General features: G+C 64.6%; 15 protein-coding genes. 13 read left to right on the top strand and 2 right to left on the bottom strand.

What is annotated here, in order from left to right:
• The first annotated feature begins 139 nt into the window (after positions 1-139).
• From RHPLAN_RS24815 to RHPLAN_RS24830, 4 genes are all read left to right on the top strand, one after another.
• Positions 140-1,048: a 3-hydroxyacyl-CoA dehydrogenase family protein gene (locus tag RHPLAN_RS24815; RefSeq protein ID WP_068023488.1), complete on the top strand. Its 909-nt coding sequence runs from the start codon at positions 140-142 to the stop codon at positions 1,046-1,048.
• A gap of 336 nt (positions 1,049-1,384) precedes the next feature.
• Positions 1,385-2,383: a DMT family transporter gene (locus tag RHPLAN_RS24820; protein WP_068023491.1), complete on the top strand. Its 999-nt coding sequence runs from the start codon at positions 1,385-1,387 to the stop codon at positions 2,381-2,383.
• Positions 2,383-4,074 (top strand): FAD-dependent oxidoreductase, encoded by a 1,692-nt coding sequence (locus RHPLAN_RS24825; RefSeq protein ID WP_068023494.1) that lies wholly within the window; start codon positions 2,383-2,385, stop codon positions 4,072-4,074. The genes RHPLAN_RS24820 and RHPLAN_RS24825 overlap by 1 nt, the downstream gene beginning before the upstream one ends.
• Before the next feature lie 31 nt (positions 4,075-4,105).
• Positions 4,106-5,110 (top strand): MBL fold metallo-hydrolase, encoded by a 1,005-nt coding sequence (locus RHPLAN_RS24830; RefSeq protein ID WP_084245485.1) that lies wholly within the window; start codon positions 4,106-4,108, stop codon positions 5,108-5,110.
• A gap of 17 nt (positions 5,111-5,127) precedes the next feature.
• Here the strand turns inward: RHPLAN_RS24830 and RHPLAN_RS24835 are convergent, their stop codons facing one another.
• Positions 5,128-6,663 (bottom strand): UbiD family decarboxylase, encoded by a 1,536-nt coding sequence (locus RHPLAN_RS24835; RefSeq protein ID WP_068023501.1) that lies wholly within the window; start codon positions 6,661-6,663, stop codon positions 5,128-5,130.
• An 88-nt stretch (positions 6,664-6,751) separates the two neighbouring features.
• Here RHPLAN_RS24835 and RHPLAN_RS24840 point away from each other — a divergent pair, with 88 nt between their 5' ends.
• From RHPLAN_RS24840 to RHPLAN_RS24850, 3 genes are all read left to right on the top strand, one after another.
• The gene (locus tag RHPLAN_RS24840; RefSeq protein ID WP_068023503.1) at positions 6,752-7,531 is read left to right on the top strand and encodes an alpha/beta fold hydrolase; all 780 of its coding nucleotides are present in this window, start codon (positions 6,752-6,754) and stop codon (positions 7,529-7,531) included.
• Positions 7,531-8,673: an LLM class flavin-dependent oxidoreductase gene (locus tag RHPLAN_RS24845; protein WP_068023507.1), complete on the top strand. Its 1,143-nt coding sequence runs from the start codon at positions 7,531-7,533 to the stop codon at positions 8,671-8,673. Before RHPLAN_RS24840 ends, RHPLAN_RS24845 begins: the two co-directional genes overlap by 1 nt.
• 262 nt (positions 8,674-8,935) lie before the next feature.
• On the top strand, positions 8,936-9,277 hold the full coding sequence (locus RHPLAN_RS24850; RefSeq protein ID WP_068023510.1) for a hypothetical protein: 342 nt from the start codon (positions 8,936-8,938) through the stop codon (positions 9,275-9,277).
• Here RHPLAN_RS24850 and RHPLAN_RS24855 read toward each other — a convergent pair whose 3' ends face one another.
• Positions 9,278-9,910, bottom strand: a complete 633-nt coding sequence (locus RHPLAN_RS24855; protein WP_068023513.1) for a cupin domain-containing protein — start codon at positions 9,908-9,910, stop codon at positions 9,278-9,280.
• A gap of 218 nt (positions 9,911-10,128) precedes the next feature.
• Between RHPLAN_RS24855 and RHPLAN_RS24860 the strand changes: the two genes are divergently transcribed.
• From RHPLAN_RS24860 to RHPLAN_RS24885, 6 genes are all read left to right on the top strand, one after another.
• Positions 10,129-11,310, top strand: coding sequence for an ABC transporter substrate-binding protein (locus tag RHPLAN_RS24860; protein ID WP_068023515.1), 1,182 nt, complete (start codon positions 10,129-10,131; stop codon positions 11,308-11,310).
• Positions 11,311-11,520: 210 nt separating this feature from the next.
• Positions 11,521-12,708 (top strand): ABC transporter substrate-binding protein, encoded by a 1,188-nt coding sequence (locus RHPLAN_RS24865; RefSeq protein WP_068023518.1) that lies wholly within the window; start codon positions 11,521-11,523, stop codon positions 12,706-12,708.
• 67 nt (positions 12,709-12,775) lie between these two features.
• A complete protein-coding gene (locus tag RHPLAN_RS24870; protein WP_068023521.1) occupies positions 12,776-13,636 on the top strand; it encodes a branched-chain amino acid ABC transporter permease in 861 nt (286 codons plus the stop codon).
• Between the two features lies 1 nt (position 13,637).
• Positions 13,638-14,690 carry a branched-chain amino acid ABC transporter permease gene (locus tag RHPLAN_RS24875; protein WP_084245487.1) on the top strand — a complete coding sequence of 351 codons (1,053 nt, stop codon included), beginning with the start codon at positions 13,638-13,640 and terminating at the stop codon, positions 14,688-14,690.
• Positions 14,687-15,439: an ABC transporter ATP-binding protein gene (locus RHPLAN_RS24880; RefSeq protein WP_068023524.1), complete on the top strand. Its 753-nt coding sequence runs from the start codon at positions 14,687-14,689 to the stop codon at positions 15,437-15,439. Before RHPLAN_RS24875 ends, RHPLAN_RS24880 begins: the two co-directional genes overlap by 4 nt.
• Entirely contained in the window at positions 15,432-16,163 is a 732-nt protein-coding gene (locus tag RHPLAN_RS24885; protein ID WP_068023526.1) for an ABC transporter ATP-binding protein, read from the top strand. The genes RHPLAN_RS24880 and RHPLAN_RS24885 overlap by 8 nt, the downstream gene beginning before the upstream one ends.
• The last annotated feature ends 100 nt before the right edge of the window (positions 16,164-16,263 follow it).

Below are 16,263 nucleotides of genomic sequence, written 5' to 3' on the forward strand. Positions count from 1 at the left end.
GCCTTGTTGGCGCTTCTTGGCAACGAACATGACGCATCCGGCTTGAGTTTCCGTTGACGAACAGGCTTGCGAAGATGTTGATAAACAGCGTTGCGCGGCCGTTAACGCGCGGCGGGCGCGGCTTAACCAAGAGGACACCATGAGCACGGAGACCATCGGGGTGATCGGCGCGGGGCTGATGGGCCACGGCATCGCCTATCTGCTGGCGGCCGCGGGCCACACCGTGCGGATTTACGACCCTTCGGCGGAATGGCGAAACACGCTGCCGGAGCGGCTGGAAAGCGCCCGCGCGCTGCTCGGCGGCGACCCCGCCCTGCTCGGCCGCATCTCGGCGCACGACCAGATGCCGCCCGCAATGACCGGCACCACGTTCGTATTCGAGGCCGCGCCGGAAAAGCTGCCACTCAAGCAGCAGCTCTTCGCCGAACTGGAAAGCCTGACTGCGCCCGAGACGATCCTGGCCAGCAACAGCTCGGCGATTCCCTCGACGCGCATCGGCGAGAAGCTGAAACACCGCGGCCGGGTGGTCGGCACGCACTTCTGGAACCCGCCGCATCTCGTGCCGCTGGTGGAGGTGACGCAGAACGAATTCACCAGTGACGCGACCGTGCAGAAGACCATCGCGCTGCTGCGCGACGCCGGGCGCAAACCCGTGCATGTCCGGAAGGACATTCCGGGCTTCGTCGGCAACCGCCTGCAGCACGCCTTGAAGCGCGAGGCGATCGCGCTGGTCGCCGCCGGCGTCTGCGATGCCGACACCATCGACGAGGTGGTGAAGAGCGGCTTCGGCGCCCGCATGGCCGTGTTGGGTCCGATGGAGCAGACCGATCTGGTCGGTGTCGATCTCACGCTCGACATCCAGAACACGGTGATGGCTGATCTCGACCGTTCGACCGAGCCGACGCAGCTCATCAAGGACAAGGTCGCGCAAGGCAAGCTCGGCATGCGCACCGGCGAGGGCTTCCGCAAATGGACGCCGGAAAGCGCCAACGCCGTGCGCGAACGGCTGCGGCAGTTTCTGGCGGAGCAGGCGAAGGCGAAGAAGTGAACTGGCGCGGTCCTCGGTGAGCATGCAAAGGCGTGAGCCAGTGCGTCGCTGTGGTCAAAGCGACACGGGCAGACCATCACCGTCACCCTGAGGTGCGAGCGAGCGAAGCGAGTGAGCCTCGAAGGGCGACGGCTCGGGATTTCGGGGCCGCATCCTTCGAGGCTCGGCTTGCGCCGAGCACCTCAGGATGACGGATCGAGAGCAAGCCCGTTTCAACATTCAAACAATGCCGATCTAACGCATCTGCATCGAGCCCTTGCAAATTTCGTCGGGCACGCCACAACCACCGGTGTCATACTCATTCGGGGGGAATGACAACAATGGCTGGGGCTCCGCGTGCTGGGTGTTCTGTTTTCCGTTCTGTCGGCGGCCACGTTCGCGTTGAACAACGCCGCGGTGCGCCGCGGCGTCGTCACCGGGACGCCGGGCCAGGCCATGGCGATCACCGTACCGCTCGGCGTCGTCTGCTTCCTGCCGGTCGCGTTCCTGCTGGGCGAATTGAGCCGCGTCGGCCAGTTCTCGCCGGCCGCGATGGGCTGGATGGCCAGCCTGGGCGTGCTGCACTTCCTGATCGGGCGCTTCTGCAACTTCAAAGCCAATCAGGTCGCGGGCGTGAACCTCACCGCGCCCGTGGTGCAGCTTCAGGTCGTCGTCACCATGGTGATGGCCGTGGTGGTGCTGCACGAGCCGTGCACGGCGCTGCAGATCATCGGCGGCATCATCATGCTCGGCGGCTCGCTGATCACCCAGCGCCAACCGCCCAAAGCCAAAGCGGCGCCAGCCGATAAAGCGCCCGCCGACAAGCCTGCGCTGCCGCCGTTCATCCCGCGCTATCTCGCGGGCTATGTATTCGCCTCGCTCGCGGCGCTTGCCTATGGCAACACGCCGGTGATGGCGCGCTTCGCGCTGGAGCACACCGGGCCCGCGACTGGCATCCTCGGTGGGCTGATCTCGTACACCGCCGCCACCGCGATCGGATCGCTCGCGCTGCTGTCGTCGAAATTCCGGCAGAACCTACGCGCGCTCAACCGCGGCAACGTCCAATGGTTCGTCTATTCTGGCGTGTTCGTTGCGGCCGCGCAGGGGTTCTTCTTCTGCGCAGTGTCAGTGGCACCGGTGCTGCTGGTGATGCCGCTGCTCCAGCTCTCGCTGATCTTCCGGCTCCTGTTCTCGACCTGGCTCAGCCCCGATCACGAGGTGTTCGGCTGGCTGGTGATGTTTGGCGCCGCCATCTCGGTCGCAGGCGCGCTGCTGGTGTCGGCCGACAGCGCGATGATCGTGCATGCTCTCGCGCCGCCGGAGAGCGTCGCGCGATTCCTGCTGTGGAGCGTCTGATGGCAGCAGAAGCCGGGCACATCCCCGATGTGATCGTGTTCGGCGCGGGCGCGGGCGGCATGACGGCGGCGCTGGTTTGCGCCATCGAAGGTCTCAGCGTGCTGCTGTGCGAGAGGTCGGCGCAGGTTGGCGGCACCACCGCGACCTCCGCTGGCACGATCTGGGTGCCGGGCACGAAGCACGCGAAGGACGCGGGCTCACCAGACACCATCGACGATGTGCGGCGCTATCTCGATGCGCTCATCGGCCCCGCGACCGACAACCGCCGCGATGCTTATCTCGAAACCGGCAGGGAGATGCTCGAATATCTCGGGCGAAAGAGCGAGGTGAAGTTCTCGCTTTACGCCCGGCATCCCGACTATCAGGTGAACCGTCCCGGCGCGACGCTCGCCGGCCGGGCGCTGGCGCCGCTGCCGTTTGACGGCCGCCTGCTGGGCGACGATTTCAAATTGCTGCGGCCGCCGATCGGGGAGTTCATGGCACTCGGCGGCATGATGATCGGCCGCGACGACATCGAGCCGCTGTCGCGACCGTTCGGTTCGCTGGCCTCGTTTCGCAAGGCGCTGTCGCTGGTGTGGCGGCAAGCCTGCGACCGGCTGAAATATCCGCGCGGCACGCGGCTTCTGATGGGAAATGCGCTTGCCGGCCGGCTGCTCGCGAGCCTCAAGGCGCAGCACGTGTCGATCTGCGTGGACACGGCGCTCCAAGGCCTGGTCATCGAGGACGGCCGCGTCACCGGCGCGGACATCTACGCAGACGGACGGCCGCAACGCCTTACCGCACGCCGCGGCATCATCATCGCGACCGGCGGCTTCGGCGGCAGCGTCGAGCGGATGAACGACTACGTCAGACCGCCGCTGGCCGATGCCGTGGCTTTCAAGGGCGCCGACGGCGACGGTATCCGTATCGCACGCGCGGCAGGAGCCGCGATCGAGGACGATCATGCGTCGCCGGTGTTCTGGTCGCCGGTGTCGCGAACGCCTTGGCTCGAAGGCGGACGCGGCGTCTATCCGCATCTGTCGCTCGACCGCTCCAAGCCCGGTCTGATCGCCGTCAACGCTGCGGGGCGCCGCTTTGTCGATGAGGCGCTGTCGTATCACGATTTCGTCGTCGGCATGCATCGTTCGCATGAAACGGTGCCGAGCATCCCGACCTGGCTGATCTGCGACAGTGCGTTTCTCTATAAGTACGGACTTGGACGAATCCCGCCCGGACGGCGACGTTTCGGCTGGGCGATAAAAAACAATTATCTCGTTGAGGCCTCATCGCTGGAGGCGCTGGCCAAAGCCATCGGTGTCGACGCCGCGGGTTTGAGCGACTCCGTTGCGCGCAACAACCGCTACGCCACGACCGGCGAAGATCCAGATTTCGGCAAGGGCTCGACCGAGTTCGACCGCAACAACGGCGATCCCAGGCACACTCCCAATCCGTGTCTCGGACCGATCGCCACAGCGCCCTACTACGCCATGGCGGTCTATCCGTCGACGCTCGGCTCAAGCGTCGGCCTGAAATGCGACGCCAACGGCCGCGTGCTCGATGCGAACGGCGCACCGATCGCAGGCCTGTTCGCCTGCGGCAACGACATGGCCTCGGTCATGCGCGGCACCTATCCGGGGCCAGGCATCACCATCGGCCCCGCCATGGTGTTCGCTTATCGTGCCGCCATGGCGATCGCCGGCAAGATCGGCTAGCGTCAACTGAGAACTGGTCAGGGAGGGTGAGATGCGGAAAACCGCGGTCGTACTCGCGATGGCTTTGTTCGGAGCAGCGCCATTGGCGTCGCAGGCAGTTCTTGCGCAGGTTGCGGGCCAGGGCGCAGCACCACCGTCAGGCGTCCGCCTCATCACGCTCGGCACCACCGCAGGGCCGTTGCCGCGCAAGGATCGCGCGCAATTTTCCAATGCGCTGATCGTCAACGAAACGCCCTATCTCATCGATGCAGGCGATGGCGTGGCGCGCCGACTGGTGCAAGCCGGCATCGACTTCACCAAGATCGGTCGGGTGTTCATCACGCACAATCACGGCGATCACACGATGGGCATCCCGAACCTGATTTCGGTCGAGTGGCAATATCACCGGCGCGACCCCATCGTATTTTACGGTCCGGCCGGCACCGAAGAGACCGTCAAGGCGGCCGTCGCGTTCAACAAAGTGGACGAGACAATCCGCCTGTCGGAAACGCAAGTGATGCCGATCGAGAAGATCGTCGAGGCGCACAATGTCGGGATCGGACAGGTCTACAAGGACAATAACGTCACGGTAACGGCGGTCGAGAACACCCATTTTCAGTTCAAGGAAGGCAGCCCCGCCTACGGCACGTTCAAGTCATACGCCTATCGGTTCCAGGCCGGCGACAGGTCGGTCGTGTTCACCGGAGACACCGGCCCGAGCCCGGCTGTCACCAACCTCGCCAAGGGCGCGGACATCCTGGTGTCGGAGGCGTTGTCGCTCGATGAGATCAAAGCGCGTCTGGAGAAAGCCGGCCAATGGCAGAAGATGAACGAGGATGAGCGCAAGGGCTGGTACATGCACATGAACGAAGAGCACATGACGCCCGATGACGTCGGCAAAATGGCCGCGGCCGCGGGCGTCAAGACGCTGGTGATGAGCCACCTGTCGTCTTCGGGCAAAGACAACGACGACTACACGCGCTTTGTCACCGCGGCGGGCAAGTTCTATTCCGGACGGATCATGGTTGCCAAAGACCTGATGGACGTGTCGCCATGAACCTGTTCTGCGCCTAGCTACCGCCCCTTCAGCACATATCGCCCGGTTTCGTTGCGCGTCAGCTTGTCCGCCGCGTAAAGCGTATCGAGCTCGCGCACGATCTCGCGGCCGTCGCGGCTGCCGGCCGCCGACATCAGTTCGAGGAAGCTTGCAGGCCCTGCCGTAAGCGTATCCACCACCGACTTTTTGCCTTCGCCATTGCTCTTCGAGACCGGCGGCATCGGAATGCCCCACTCCAACGACTGCCGCTTGCCGAACGGGATCGTGCAATCGAAGCCGATCTTCGCTCCCGTACGCTGGCCGCCGAGCGACGGATCGAGCGGCACAACGCGGAAGCCCGAGCCCTGAATCGTGTCGCGATCGCCCTGATAGCGGGTCCCCAGCGCCCAGTCGCACTGCTCGTCGGAGAACACGTCGATGTCATCGTCGAACACGAACACCTGCTTGGCCTCGGCCATGCTTCCGAACACCGCGGCGATGGCGTTTCGCGCTTCGCCCGGCACGCGCTGACGGATCGAGACGCGCACGTTGTACATGCCGCCGCTCGACGGCGTCGCAAAGCACGCCACCGGCTCGCGCACCGCGGTGACGAGGCCGGCCCAGGCAGCGGACTCGGTCTTCACCGTGGTGAGCTGCGCCGTGTCGGTGCGGCCGAGATGCTTGCCGCCGATGGTGACGGTCTGGAACAGCGCATCCTTGCGATGCGTGATCGCGGTGACGTGAAACACCGGATTTTTCTTCACCACACCGTAGTAGCCGATGTATTCGCCGAACGGACCCTCCGGCTCGACATGGCCTTTGTTGTCGAGATAGCCTTCCAGCACATATTCGGCATCGGCCGGCACGTAGAGGTCGTTGGTGATGCATTTGACGACCGGCACCGGCGCGCCGCGCAGCGCACCCAGCACTTCGAACTCATCCATCGGCGGGTTCATGCAGACCGCCGCCATAAAATCGCACGGCGTGGAACCGACCACATAGGCCACCGGCGTCTTCTCGCCCTTCGCCACGCCTTCGAGGTAGATCGCGCGCGCGTCGCTCGGCGCGATCATGTCGATGCCCGCGGTGCGCGGCCCGCGCAGCATGATACGGCGGCAGCCGATATTCGTATGCCCGGTATCGCGGAACTGCATGACGTCGAGACCGGCCGATATGTACGGCGCCCCGTCCTCGCCATGCTGCAGGTGCACCGGCAGCGCGCAGAGATCGGCCTCCTCGCCCTTCTTAACCACCTGCTGCACCGGCGCGTCGGCAGCCGTCACCTTGATCGGCTTGTGCGGGCTCGCGAGCCGCCTGGTGATTTCGCCCAGAAGCCCAGCTTCGTCGGTATCCAGTGCCAGCGCGAGGCGCTTGCGCGAACCCATCACGTTGCCGATGATTTCCGCCTTCTCCGGCCCGACCGACTTGAACCAGGTCGCCTTCGGATTGCCTTCGAGCACCGCTGCGACGTCGATCAGATCGATCGGCTTGTCATGAATCTCGCATTCGCCCATTTGCACCATCCGCTCGATAAAGCGGCGGAGGCGGAAACGTTCGGTGTCGGCTGCGGTCATAGGTGCCACTCTGAATTGGATGTCGCGCTGGATTGCAAGGCGCATTCGGGCCTGTAGATTGCGTCGCTCAAAGTACGGAGAACATGCCATGCCGGGCACGGAAACAAAACACAAAGTCCGCGACGTCAGTGTGCGGATGATGCGGGGCGGATCGGGCCCTCCGCTCCTGTTCCTGCACGGTGCCAACGGCCTGCCGGTCTGGCTGCCGGTGTTCGACCTGCTGTCCAAGCATTTCGAAGTGTTCGTCCCTGAGCATCCGGGCTTCGGCACCTCGGATAATCCCCCGTGGATGCGCAACATCGGCGATCTGGCGATGTACTACCTCGATTTCATCGAGGGTCTGGGCGAGCACTCCGTCCATCTGGTCGGCCAGTCGCTCGGCGGCTGGACCGCGGCCGAGGTCGCGGTGCGCAACTGCACGCGGCTGAAGTCGCTGACGCTGCTCGATCCCGCCGGCATCCGCGTCAAGGGCCAGCCGAGCGGCGACAACTTCATCTGGAGTCCGGAGGAAGCGGTTCGCAATCTCTATTTCAACCAGGCGATCCCCGATCAGATTCTCGGGACGCAGCTCACCGACGAGCAGGCCGACATCGCGCTGACCAACCGCTTCGCCACCGCGAAGTTCGGCTGGGAGCCGCGCTGGTACAACCCGTCGCTGGAGCGCTGGCTGCATCGCATCAGCGTGCCGACGCTGATCATGTGGGGCAAGGAGGACAAGCTGTTCCCGGCCGCCTACGCGAAGCACTGGGGCGACAAGATTCCCGGCAGCCGGGTCGAGATCGTTCCCGAATGCGGTCATGTGCCGGCGGTCGAAAAGCCGGAGATCACCGCCAAGGAAATCGTCCGCCTCTATCAGGGGACACGCTGATGCAGTTCACATTCTTTCACCTGATGCCCTATCGCCCGCTCGACATGGCCGAGCGCCACAAGCACCGCGCCGGCTGGGTGGTGCTGCCGAACACACTGTACGATCCGAAGAAGGGCGCGAACGAGTACGACTCCTATATCAACCAGCTCGTCTATGCCGAGAAGCTCGGATTCGACGTGATCGCGGTCAACGAGCACCATCAGACCGCCTACGGCATCATGCCGGCGCCGAACCTGATTGCGGCGAACCTGATCGCGCGCACCAGCAGGGCCAAGATCGCAATCATCGGCCGTGCGCTGCCGCTGGTGAACAACCCGGTCAACATCGCCGAAGAGTTCGCGATGCTCGACAATCTGTCGAAGGGCCGCATCATTACAGGCTTCGTGCGCGGCATCGGCAACGAGTATCACTCGACCGGCATCAATCCGTATTGGTCCCATGAGCGCTATCAGGAGGCGCACGATCTGATCGTGCAGGCCTGGACTAAGCCCGGGCCGACCTCCTACGAGGGCGAGCACTTCAACGTGCGCTACGTCAACATCTGGCCCCGTCCCTACCAGGCGCCGCATCCGGAAATCTGGATCCCGTCGATGGGCTCGTCCGAGACCGTGAAGTGGGCCGCGGCACCGGAGCGCAAGTATCCGTTCCTGGTGACGTTCTCGAGCCGTGAGCTCGTGTCACGGTATCTCAACGTCTATCGCGAGCAGGCGAGGCAATATGGCTACGAGGCACTGCCGCGCCAACTTGGCTGGGCGTCGCCGGTGTACGTCGCGGACACTGACGAGCGTGCACGCAAGGAAGCGAAGGAAGGCATCGAGACGCTGTTCAACGACTTCCTCGCGGTGCCGTTCCAGATGCTCCTGCCGCCGGGCTACATGTCGCTGCCGTCGATGAAGAACACCATGCGGATGCGCAAGGCGCTTGGCGCGCAGAAGCGGCTGACGCTGGAGGAGCTTGCCGACTCTGGCGTCGTGGTGGTGGGAAGCCCGCAGACGGTGCGCGACCAGCTCTCGAAGCTGCGCGACGAGACCGGAGCCGGCAAGCTGATCACCATGCTGCAGTTCGGCACGCTGTCGGACGAACTGACCAAACGCAACATGGAGATGTTCGCGTCCGAGGTGATGCCACATTTGAAGGATTAGGTGTTCGCCTCGCAATCACCACGCGCTGCCGCGACACCGGCAGTGCGCTCCCTCTCCGGTGGGGAGAGGGTTGGGGTGAGGGCGTACGGACTATCGTTAGACCGTACCCCCTCACCCGACGCGCTTCGCGCGTCGACCTCTCCCCATGGGAGAGTTGAAGACAGTGGCTGTTGCGCCGACGGTGGACAGACCAAGCAATCCCGGAACAACGCCCTGCTCTCGCCGGTTCACGTCAGAGACGGAAACCGCGAGGGTGAACGTCATGACGAAACCAACCGAACAAGACCGCGCGAAAGTCCAAGGCCAAGGCCTGCGCGGCAAGGACAAGCAGCAGTCCGGCATGCGCGCCATCGATCCCTCGTTTGGCGATCCGACGCGCGGCGATCCACCGGAAATCCAGCAGTCGCCGCATCAGACGGCGCAACACGCTGCCGAAGCTCGCGGCAATCCCGCCATGGTGCAGACCGACGACCGTTTTCCGGAAGGCCTGGCGCGTCCGCCCAAGGGACCTTACGACAAGGACCGCGGCCGGGATGAAGTCGCCGGCCACGTGCCGCAGGTGTCCAAGCAAGTGTCTGAACAAGTCTCCAAAGGCAAAAGCTGATCAGCTCGATCCCCGGCGCGAGCGCCGTTGCGTCTTCAGCCAGACCTTGAGCAGCGGACCATCGCCGCCATAAACCGGGTCTTTGCGCGGCAACGCCACCTTCGGAATCATATCCACCGCGCGGTCGTGCTCCTTAGCCGACCCCTCGTATTCCTCGTACTTGCCGTCCGGCGGATAGGCGCCCACCACGACAAGATCCCTGGTCGCGGACAGCGCCTCATGGCCGGTCCCTGCCGGAAGGATCGCAACGTCGCCCGCCTTCAAGCGAACCACCCTCCCCTTGGCGCCGCCAAAGCGTACGCGCGCCTCCCCGCAAGCGATGCCCAGCACCTCGTGGGTGCGCGGATGATAGTGGACATAGTCGTAGATGCCGTCGCGCCACGAGCCGCCCCAGCCGTTCGCCTCGAACAACTCCTCGAACACCGCCGCCGAATCGGCTGCATCCGCGAGGTCGACCGCGCCGCGATAGCGCACCAGGGGCAGCGTCGGATTGTTGGGCACCGCACCGTCATCCTGAAAACGGCTGAGCCAGGCCTTCCGCGGCCTGGTGCGCGACGCAACATCGCGGCGGGACGGCCGCGCCACGCCGGTCAGGCGTTCGAAGGTCCGCATCAGCGCCTCTCTTGCGTACATCGTCCGCCTCTCCGGTGTCCGGCTCATTCGCCACGCGAGCCCAACCCATACTGCGCGGCACTTGTTCCGGGATTCGCTTGCCCACCGTCGCGGTCGAGCGGAGCAGTCTGCCCCGCCCCCATCCCAAAGGTTTAGACGGCCTCAAATTGACCTTGGGAATTGCAGCCTTTACCGTCGCCACAAAGGCCAAAAGGCTCGATTTTCAGGGAGGTTTCTCGATGCGCAAGTCGCTCACTGCCTTGCTCGGCGCCACCGCGCTCTTTGCCACCACGGCGCTCGCCAACGCCCAGCAGACCGTCAAGATCGGCCTGATCATGCCGTTCTCCGGCCAGTTCGCCGACACCGCCTCGCAGATGGACAACGCCATCAAGCTCTACATGAAGGAGCATGGCGACACGGTCGCGGGCAAGAAGATCGAGATCATCCGCAAGGACACCGGTGGCATCGCGCCCGATGTCGCCAAGCGCCTGGCACAGGAGTTGGTCACCCGCGACAAGGTCGACATCATCGGCGGGCTTATTCTGACGCCTAACGCGCTCGCGGTGGGCGATGTCTCGGCCAGCGCCAAGGTGTTCACCGTCATCATGAACGCGGCGACGTCGATCATCACGACGAAATCGCCCTATATGGCGCGCACCTCCGTCACCACCCCGATGCTGAACCAGACGCTTGGCACCTGGGCGGTGAAGACCGGATCGAAGCGCATCTACAGCATGGTGTCCGACTTCGGCCCCGGCCACGATGGCGAGGCGGCGTTCCAGCTTGGCGTCAAGGAGGCCGGCGGCGAGATCGTCGGGTCGGTGCGCTTCCCGGTCGCGAACCCGGACTTCTCGGCGTTCGTGCAGCGCGCCAAGGACACCAATCCCGACACCATCTACATCTGGATCCCGGGCGGCACGCAGCCGGCGGCGGTCGGCAAGGCACTCTCCGAGCGCGGCATCGACCCGCAGAAGGTCCGGGTGATCGGCCAGGACGTGCTCGCCGACGACAGCGCGCTGAAGAGCATGGGCGATGTCGCGGTCGGCATCATCACGGCGGCGCACTACGACCACAACCATCAGTCGGCGATGAACAAGGCCTTCGTGAAGGGCTTCAACGAGATCTCCGGCGGTCGCAACCCCGACATCTTCGCGATCGGCGGCTACGATGGCATGCACCTGATCTACGAAACGCTGAAGAAGACCGGTGGCAAAGCCGATGGCGATTCGTTGATCGCCGCGGCGAAAGGCATGAAGTGGGAAAGCCCGCGCGGCCCGGTCCAGATCGATCCGGAGACGCGCGACATCATCCTCACGGTCTATATCGACAAGGTGACCAAGACGCCGGACGGACTTCGCAACGTGGAGATCGACAAGGTCGAGAACGTCAAAGACCCGGTGAAGGCGCGGATGGCCAAGTAGCGGCCAGGCGGCTGCTGTCAAAGTAGCCGCTGCCTTTGAAATGCGCAGGCTATGCGGGATCGGTTTGGGGCAGCGCCCAGCCGATCCCGTTTTTGCAACAGGGAAACGTGCGGGTGCGCGGTTTTGGCTGCGTACCAGCCATTGCGGATCGCGGCGCGGCGGGCCAAAGTGCCGCCAAACAACACAAATGCTGAATTCCGGAGGGACCTCATGCGACAAGCAAAAACCGGGCTCACTCTGACCGCCGCGCTGCTGCTCGCGGCAGCCACGCCCATCGCCGCCCAGGCCGAGGACACTGTCAAGATCGCAGTCATCATGTCCTATTCGGGACAGTTTGCCGACAGCGGCGCGCAGATCGAAAACGGCATCAAGCTCTATATGAAGGATCACGGCGACACGGTCGCCGGCAAGAAGATCGAGATCATCCGCAAAGATAACGGCGGCATCGCACCGGACGTGGCCAAGCGCCTTACCCAGGAAGCGATCGTGCGCGACAAGGCCGACATCATCGCAGGCTTCGATCTCACGCCGAACGCGCTGGCCGCCGCCGATGTGTCGGCCCAGGCCAAGAAGTTCATGGTCAACATGAACGCCGCGACCTCGATCATCACGACGAAATCGCCCTACATGGTGCGCACGTCGTTCACAGTGCCGGCCGTCAACGAGGCGCTCGGCCGCTGGGCCGCCAAGAATGGCATCAAGAAGGCCTATACGCTCGTCTCAGATTTCAGCCCCGGCCATGACGGCGAAGCCGCTTTCCAGAAAGGCTTCAAGGACGGCGGCGGCGAGATCATCGGCTCGGCGCGCTATCCGGTGGCAAATCAGGACTTCACTGCATTCCTGCAGCGCGCCAAGGACCTCGCGCCCGATGCGATCTACATCTGGGTGCCCGGCGGCACGCAGCCGGCCGCGATCGGCAAGAGCATCGCCGAGCGCGGCATCGACAAGACCAAGACCAAGATCCTCGGTCAGGGCGAACTCACCTTCGACGAGTCGCTGAAGGGCATGGGCGACGATGGGCTCGGCATCATCACGGCGTTCCATTATGACGCCAACCACCAGTCGGCGATGAACAAGAAGTTCGTGGCCGAGTACAACGCCGACTACAAGCGCAACCCCGACATGTTCTCGGTCGGCGGCTATGACGGCATGCACGTTATTTACGAGGCGCTGAAGAAGACCGGCGGCAACACCGACGGTGAGAAGCTGATCGCCGCCGCCAAGGGCCTGAGCTGGGAAAGCCCGCGCGGGCCGATGTCGATCGATCCGGAGACCCGCGACGTCATCGAGACGGTCTATATTCGCCGCGTCGAAAAGGTCGGCGGCAAGCTCGTCAATGTCGACATCGACAAGATCGAGAACGTCAAGGACCCGATCAAGGCGGCGATGGGCAAGTAAGACGAGCAAGCAAGGCAATCGGTAAGGACGATCACAGCATGCCGGGCGGCCGAGGGGGGCGACCGCGATGATTTCCGTTGTTGGCGTCCTGTTCGACGGGTTCGCCTATGGCATGCTGTTGTTCCTGCTGTCGGTCGGGCTGTCGGTCACGCTCGGGATGATGAATTTCGTCAACCTCGCGCACTGCACCTTCGGCATGATCGGCGGCTACGTCACCGTGACCCTGATGAACCGGCTGGGCTGGCCGTTCCTCGCCACTCTCCCCGTGGCGTTCATCGTCGCGGGCGCCATCAGCGTGGTGTTCGAGCGCACGATGTTCCGCAGGCTGTACCGGTCGAGCGATCTCGACCAATGCCTGCTGACCATCGGCATCGTGTTCGTGTCGATCGCAGTGACGACCTACATCTACACCACCAACCAGCAGCCGGTGTCGCTGCCGGGCTATCTGCGCGGCTCGATCCATGTCGGCGGGCTGACGTTCGGAGCCTATCGCATCTTCCTGATCCTGTTTGCGCTGGTGGTCACGGTGTTGCTGGTGATCACGCTGGAGTACACCCGGCTCGGCGCTCAGATCCGCGCCGCGGTCGACAACCAGCGCATGGCGCGCGGGCTCGGCATCAATGTCGACAAGGCGTTCGCCATCACCTTCGCGCTCGGCAGCGGCCTGGCCGGCCTCGGCGGCGCACTCGCCATCGACATCGTCGGCCTCGATCCGTCGTTTGCGCTGGCTTACCTCGTCTACGTGCTGATCGTTGTCGCGGTCGGAGGCTTAGGCTCCATTGGCGGCACCTTTGCGGCCGCCATGCTCCTTGGCATCAGCGACATGGCCGGGAAGTACTATTTCCCCGCCATCGGCTCATTCCTCATCTATCTGGTGATGCTGACGCTGCTGATGTGGCGCCCCTCCGGCATATTCGGGCGGCGCTGACATGGCGATGCCCTCCGCCGCCATCGGCTCTCCGATTGAACAGCTGGAAGCCCAGACCCGTTGGCGCCTCGCTGAGGTGCTGTTCTGGCTCGCGACCCTGCTGCCGTTTGTACTGACGCCGGACTATCTGGTGCTGGCGAGCCAGGTCGCGATCTCGGCGCTGTTTGCGCTCTCCCTCGACCTGATCCTGGGCTATGCCGGCATCGTCTCGCTCGGCCATGCGGCGTTCTTCGGCGTCGGCGCCTACACGGCGGGCCTCGTCTCGAAGTGGGGCTGGGGCGAGCCGATCACCGGCCTTCTGATGGCAGGCTTCGTTGCTGGCCTCATGGGCTTTCTGATGAGCTTCGTCATCGCGCGCTTCCGCCATCTCGCGCTGATCATGATCACGCTCGGCTTCGGACTGCTGCTGGTCGAACTCGCCAACAGCGCAAGCTGGCTCACCGGCGGCGCCGACGGCCTGCAGGGCGTTCATATGTGGCCGTTGCTCGGGGTGTTCACCTTCGACCTCTATGGATACACCGCCTACACTTACGCGCTGATCGTGCTGTTCCTGTTCTTCCTGATGAGCCGGCGGCTGATCAACTCGCCGTTCGGGCTCGCGCTGCGCGGCATCCGCGAGAACGCGCTGCGCATGCGCGCGATCGGCGCCGAGAGCAAGCCGCACATCCGCAAGGTCTACACCATCGCCGGCGTCATGGCCGGTATCGCCGGCGCGATCCTGACCCAGACCACCGAGACGGTGTCGCTCGAAGTGCTGGGTTTCCCGCGCTCCGCCGACATCCTGGTGATGCTCATTCTTGGCGGCACCGGACGTCTTTACGGAGGCCTGATCGGCGCCACGATCTACATGGTGGCCCGCGACCAGTTCTCGGGCGTCAACCCGCAGTACTGGTACTTCCCGATCGGCATTCTCCTGATCGCGGTCGTGCTGTTCCTGCCGAACGGCATCCTCGGCGGTCTCGCGCAGCTCATCGACACCGCCCGCGGCCGGCGCTGGTTCGGCTGGCTGATCGCACCGCTTTCATCGCTGTGGTCCGGAGGGCGCCGGACATGAGCGGCCCAGCGCTCGCGACCAGCGGCCTCAACAAGCGCTTCGGCTCTCTGGTGGTCGCCAACAATATCGGCATCGCACTGCCGGCAGGCGTGCGCTACGCGCTGATCGGCCCGAACGGCGCCGGCAAGACCACGCTGATCAACCTGATGACCGGCATGCTGCGGCCGGACGGCGGTCAGATCCTGCTCGACGGCGAGGACATCACCGCGCTCGGCCCCGAGCAGCGGGTGCGGCGCGGCCTTGTCCGCACCTTCCAGATCAACAGCTTGTTTCCGCATCTCACCCCGCTGGAAGCCGTGACGCTGACGATCTGCGAGCGAGATAAAATCGCCCGCACCTGGTGGCGGCGCACCGCCGACTACCGCGCCGCGGTGGACGAGGCTCACGCCATCCTGGAATCTCTGATGCTCGGGCCGGTCTGCACGCGGGAGACGCGGCACCTCGCCTATGGCCAGCAGCGGCTGCTCGAGATCGCCCTGGCGCTCGCGACCAAGCCCAAGGTGCTGCTGCTCGACGAGCCCGCCGCCGGCGTGCCGCGCGACGAAAGCGCCGAACTGTTCACCGCGATCAACAACCTGTCCAAAGACATCACCGTACTGTTCATCGAGCACGACATGGAGCTGGTGTTCCGGCTTGCGAGCCGCATCATCGTGATGGTCAGCGGCGGCATTCTGCTCGAAGGCACGCCGACCGAAATCGCCGCCGACCCGCGCGTGCGCGAGGTCTATCTCGGAGGCGCGCATGGCTGATTCGGCTGACGCCCTCCTCTCCTTCAAGAACGTCCGCGCCGGCTATGGCGAAGCCGTCGTGCTCGACGATATCTCATTCGATGTGGCGGAGCGCGGCAGTCTCGCGGTGCTGGGGCGCAACGGCGTCGGCAAGAGCACCTTGTTGCTGACGCTGATGGGCTTCACCCAGCTCCGGCGCGGCACGATCGTCTGGCGCGGTCAGGACATCAGCCGCATGCCGCCGCACCGCCGCGCCCAGGCCGGCATCGGCTGGGTGGCACAGGAGCGCGAGATTTTCGCCAATCTCACGGTCGAGGAGAACCTCACGGTCGCGGCCCGGCCCGGCCGCTGGGACCTCGATGCGGCCTATCAATTCTTTCCGCGCCTGAAAGAGCGCCGGCTGTCCAAGGGCAATCAGCTCTCCGGCGGCGAGCAGCAGATGCTGGCCACGGCGCGGGCGTTGATGACCAATCCGTCGCTGCTGTTGCTCGACGAGCCGCTGGAAGGATTGGCGCCGATCATCGTCGAAGAGCTGGTGCGCGGCTTGCGGCGGATGATCGTCGAGGAAGGCACCGCGGTGATTCTCGTGGAACAGCACGTCGAGGTGGCGCTGTCGCTCACCGAGCACGCAATTCTGCTCGAGCGCGGCACGGTCGTGCACCGTGCCCGCTCGCAGGACCTGCTGAACGATCACGCCACGCTCGACCGCTACATCGGCCTGCGCGTGGCGGAGGCGAAGGGTTAGACTTCGCCGCCGTCATTCCGGACGTCGCGAAGCGGCGATCCGGAATCCAGCAACAGCGGCAGTCTTTCCGGTACTGGATTCCGGGTTCGCGCCTTCGGCG

Source organism: Rhodoplanes sp. Z2-YC6860 (assembly GCF_001579845.1).
Taxonomy (GTDB): Bacteria; Pseudomonadota; Alphaproteobacteria; order Rhizobiales; family Xanthobacteraceae; genus Z2-YC6860.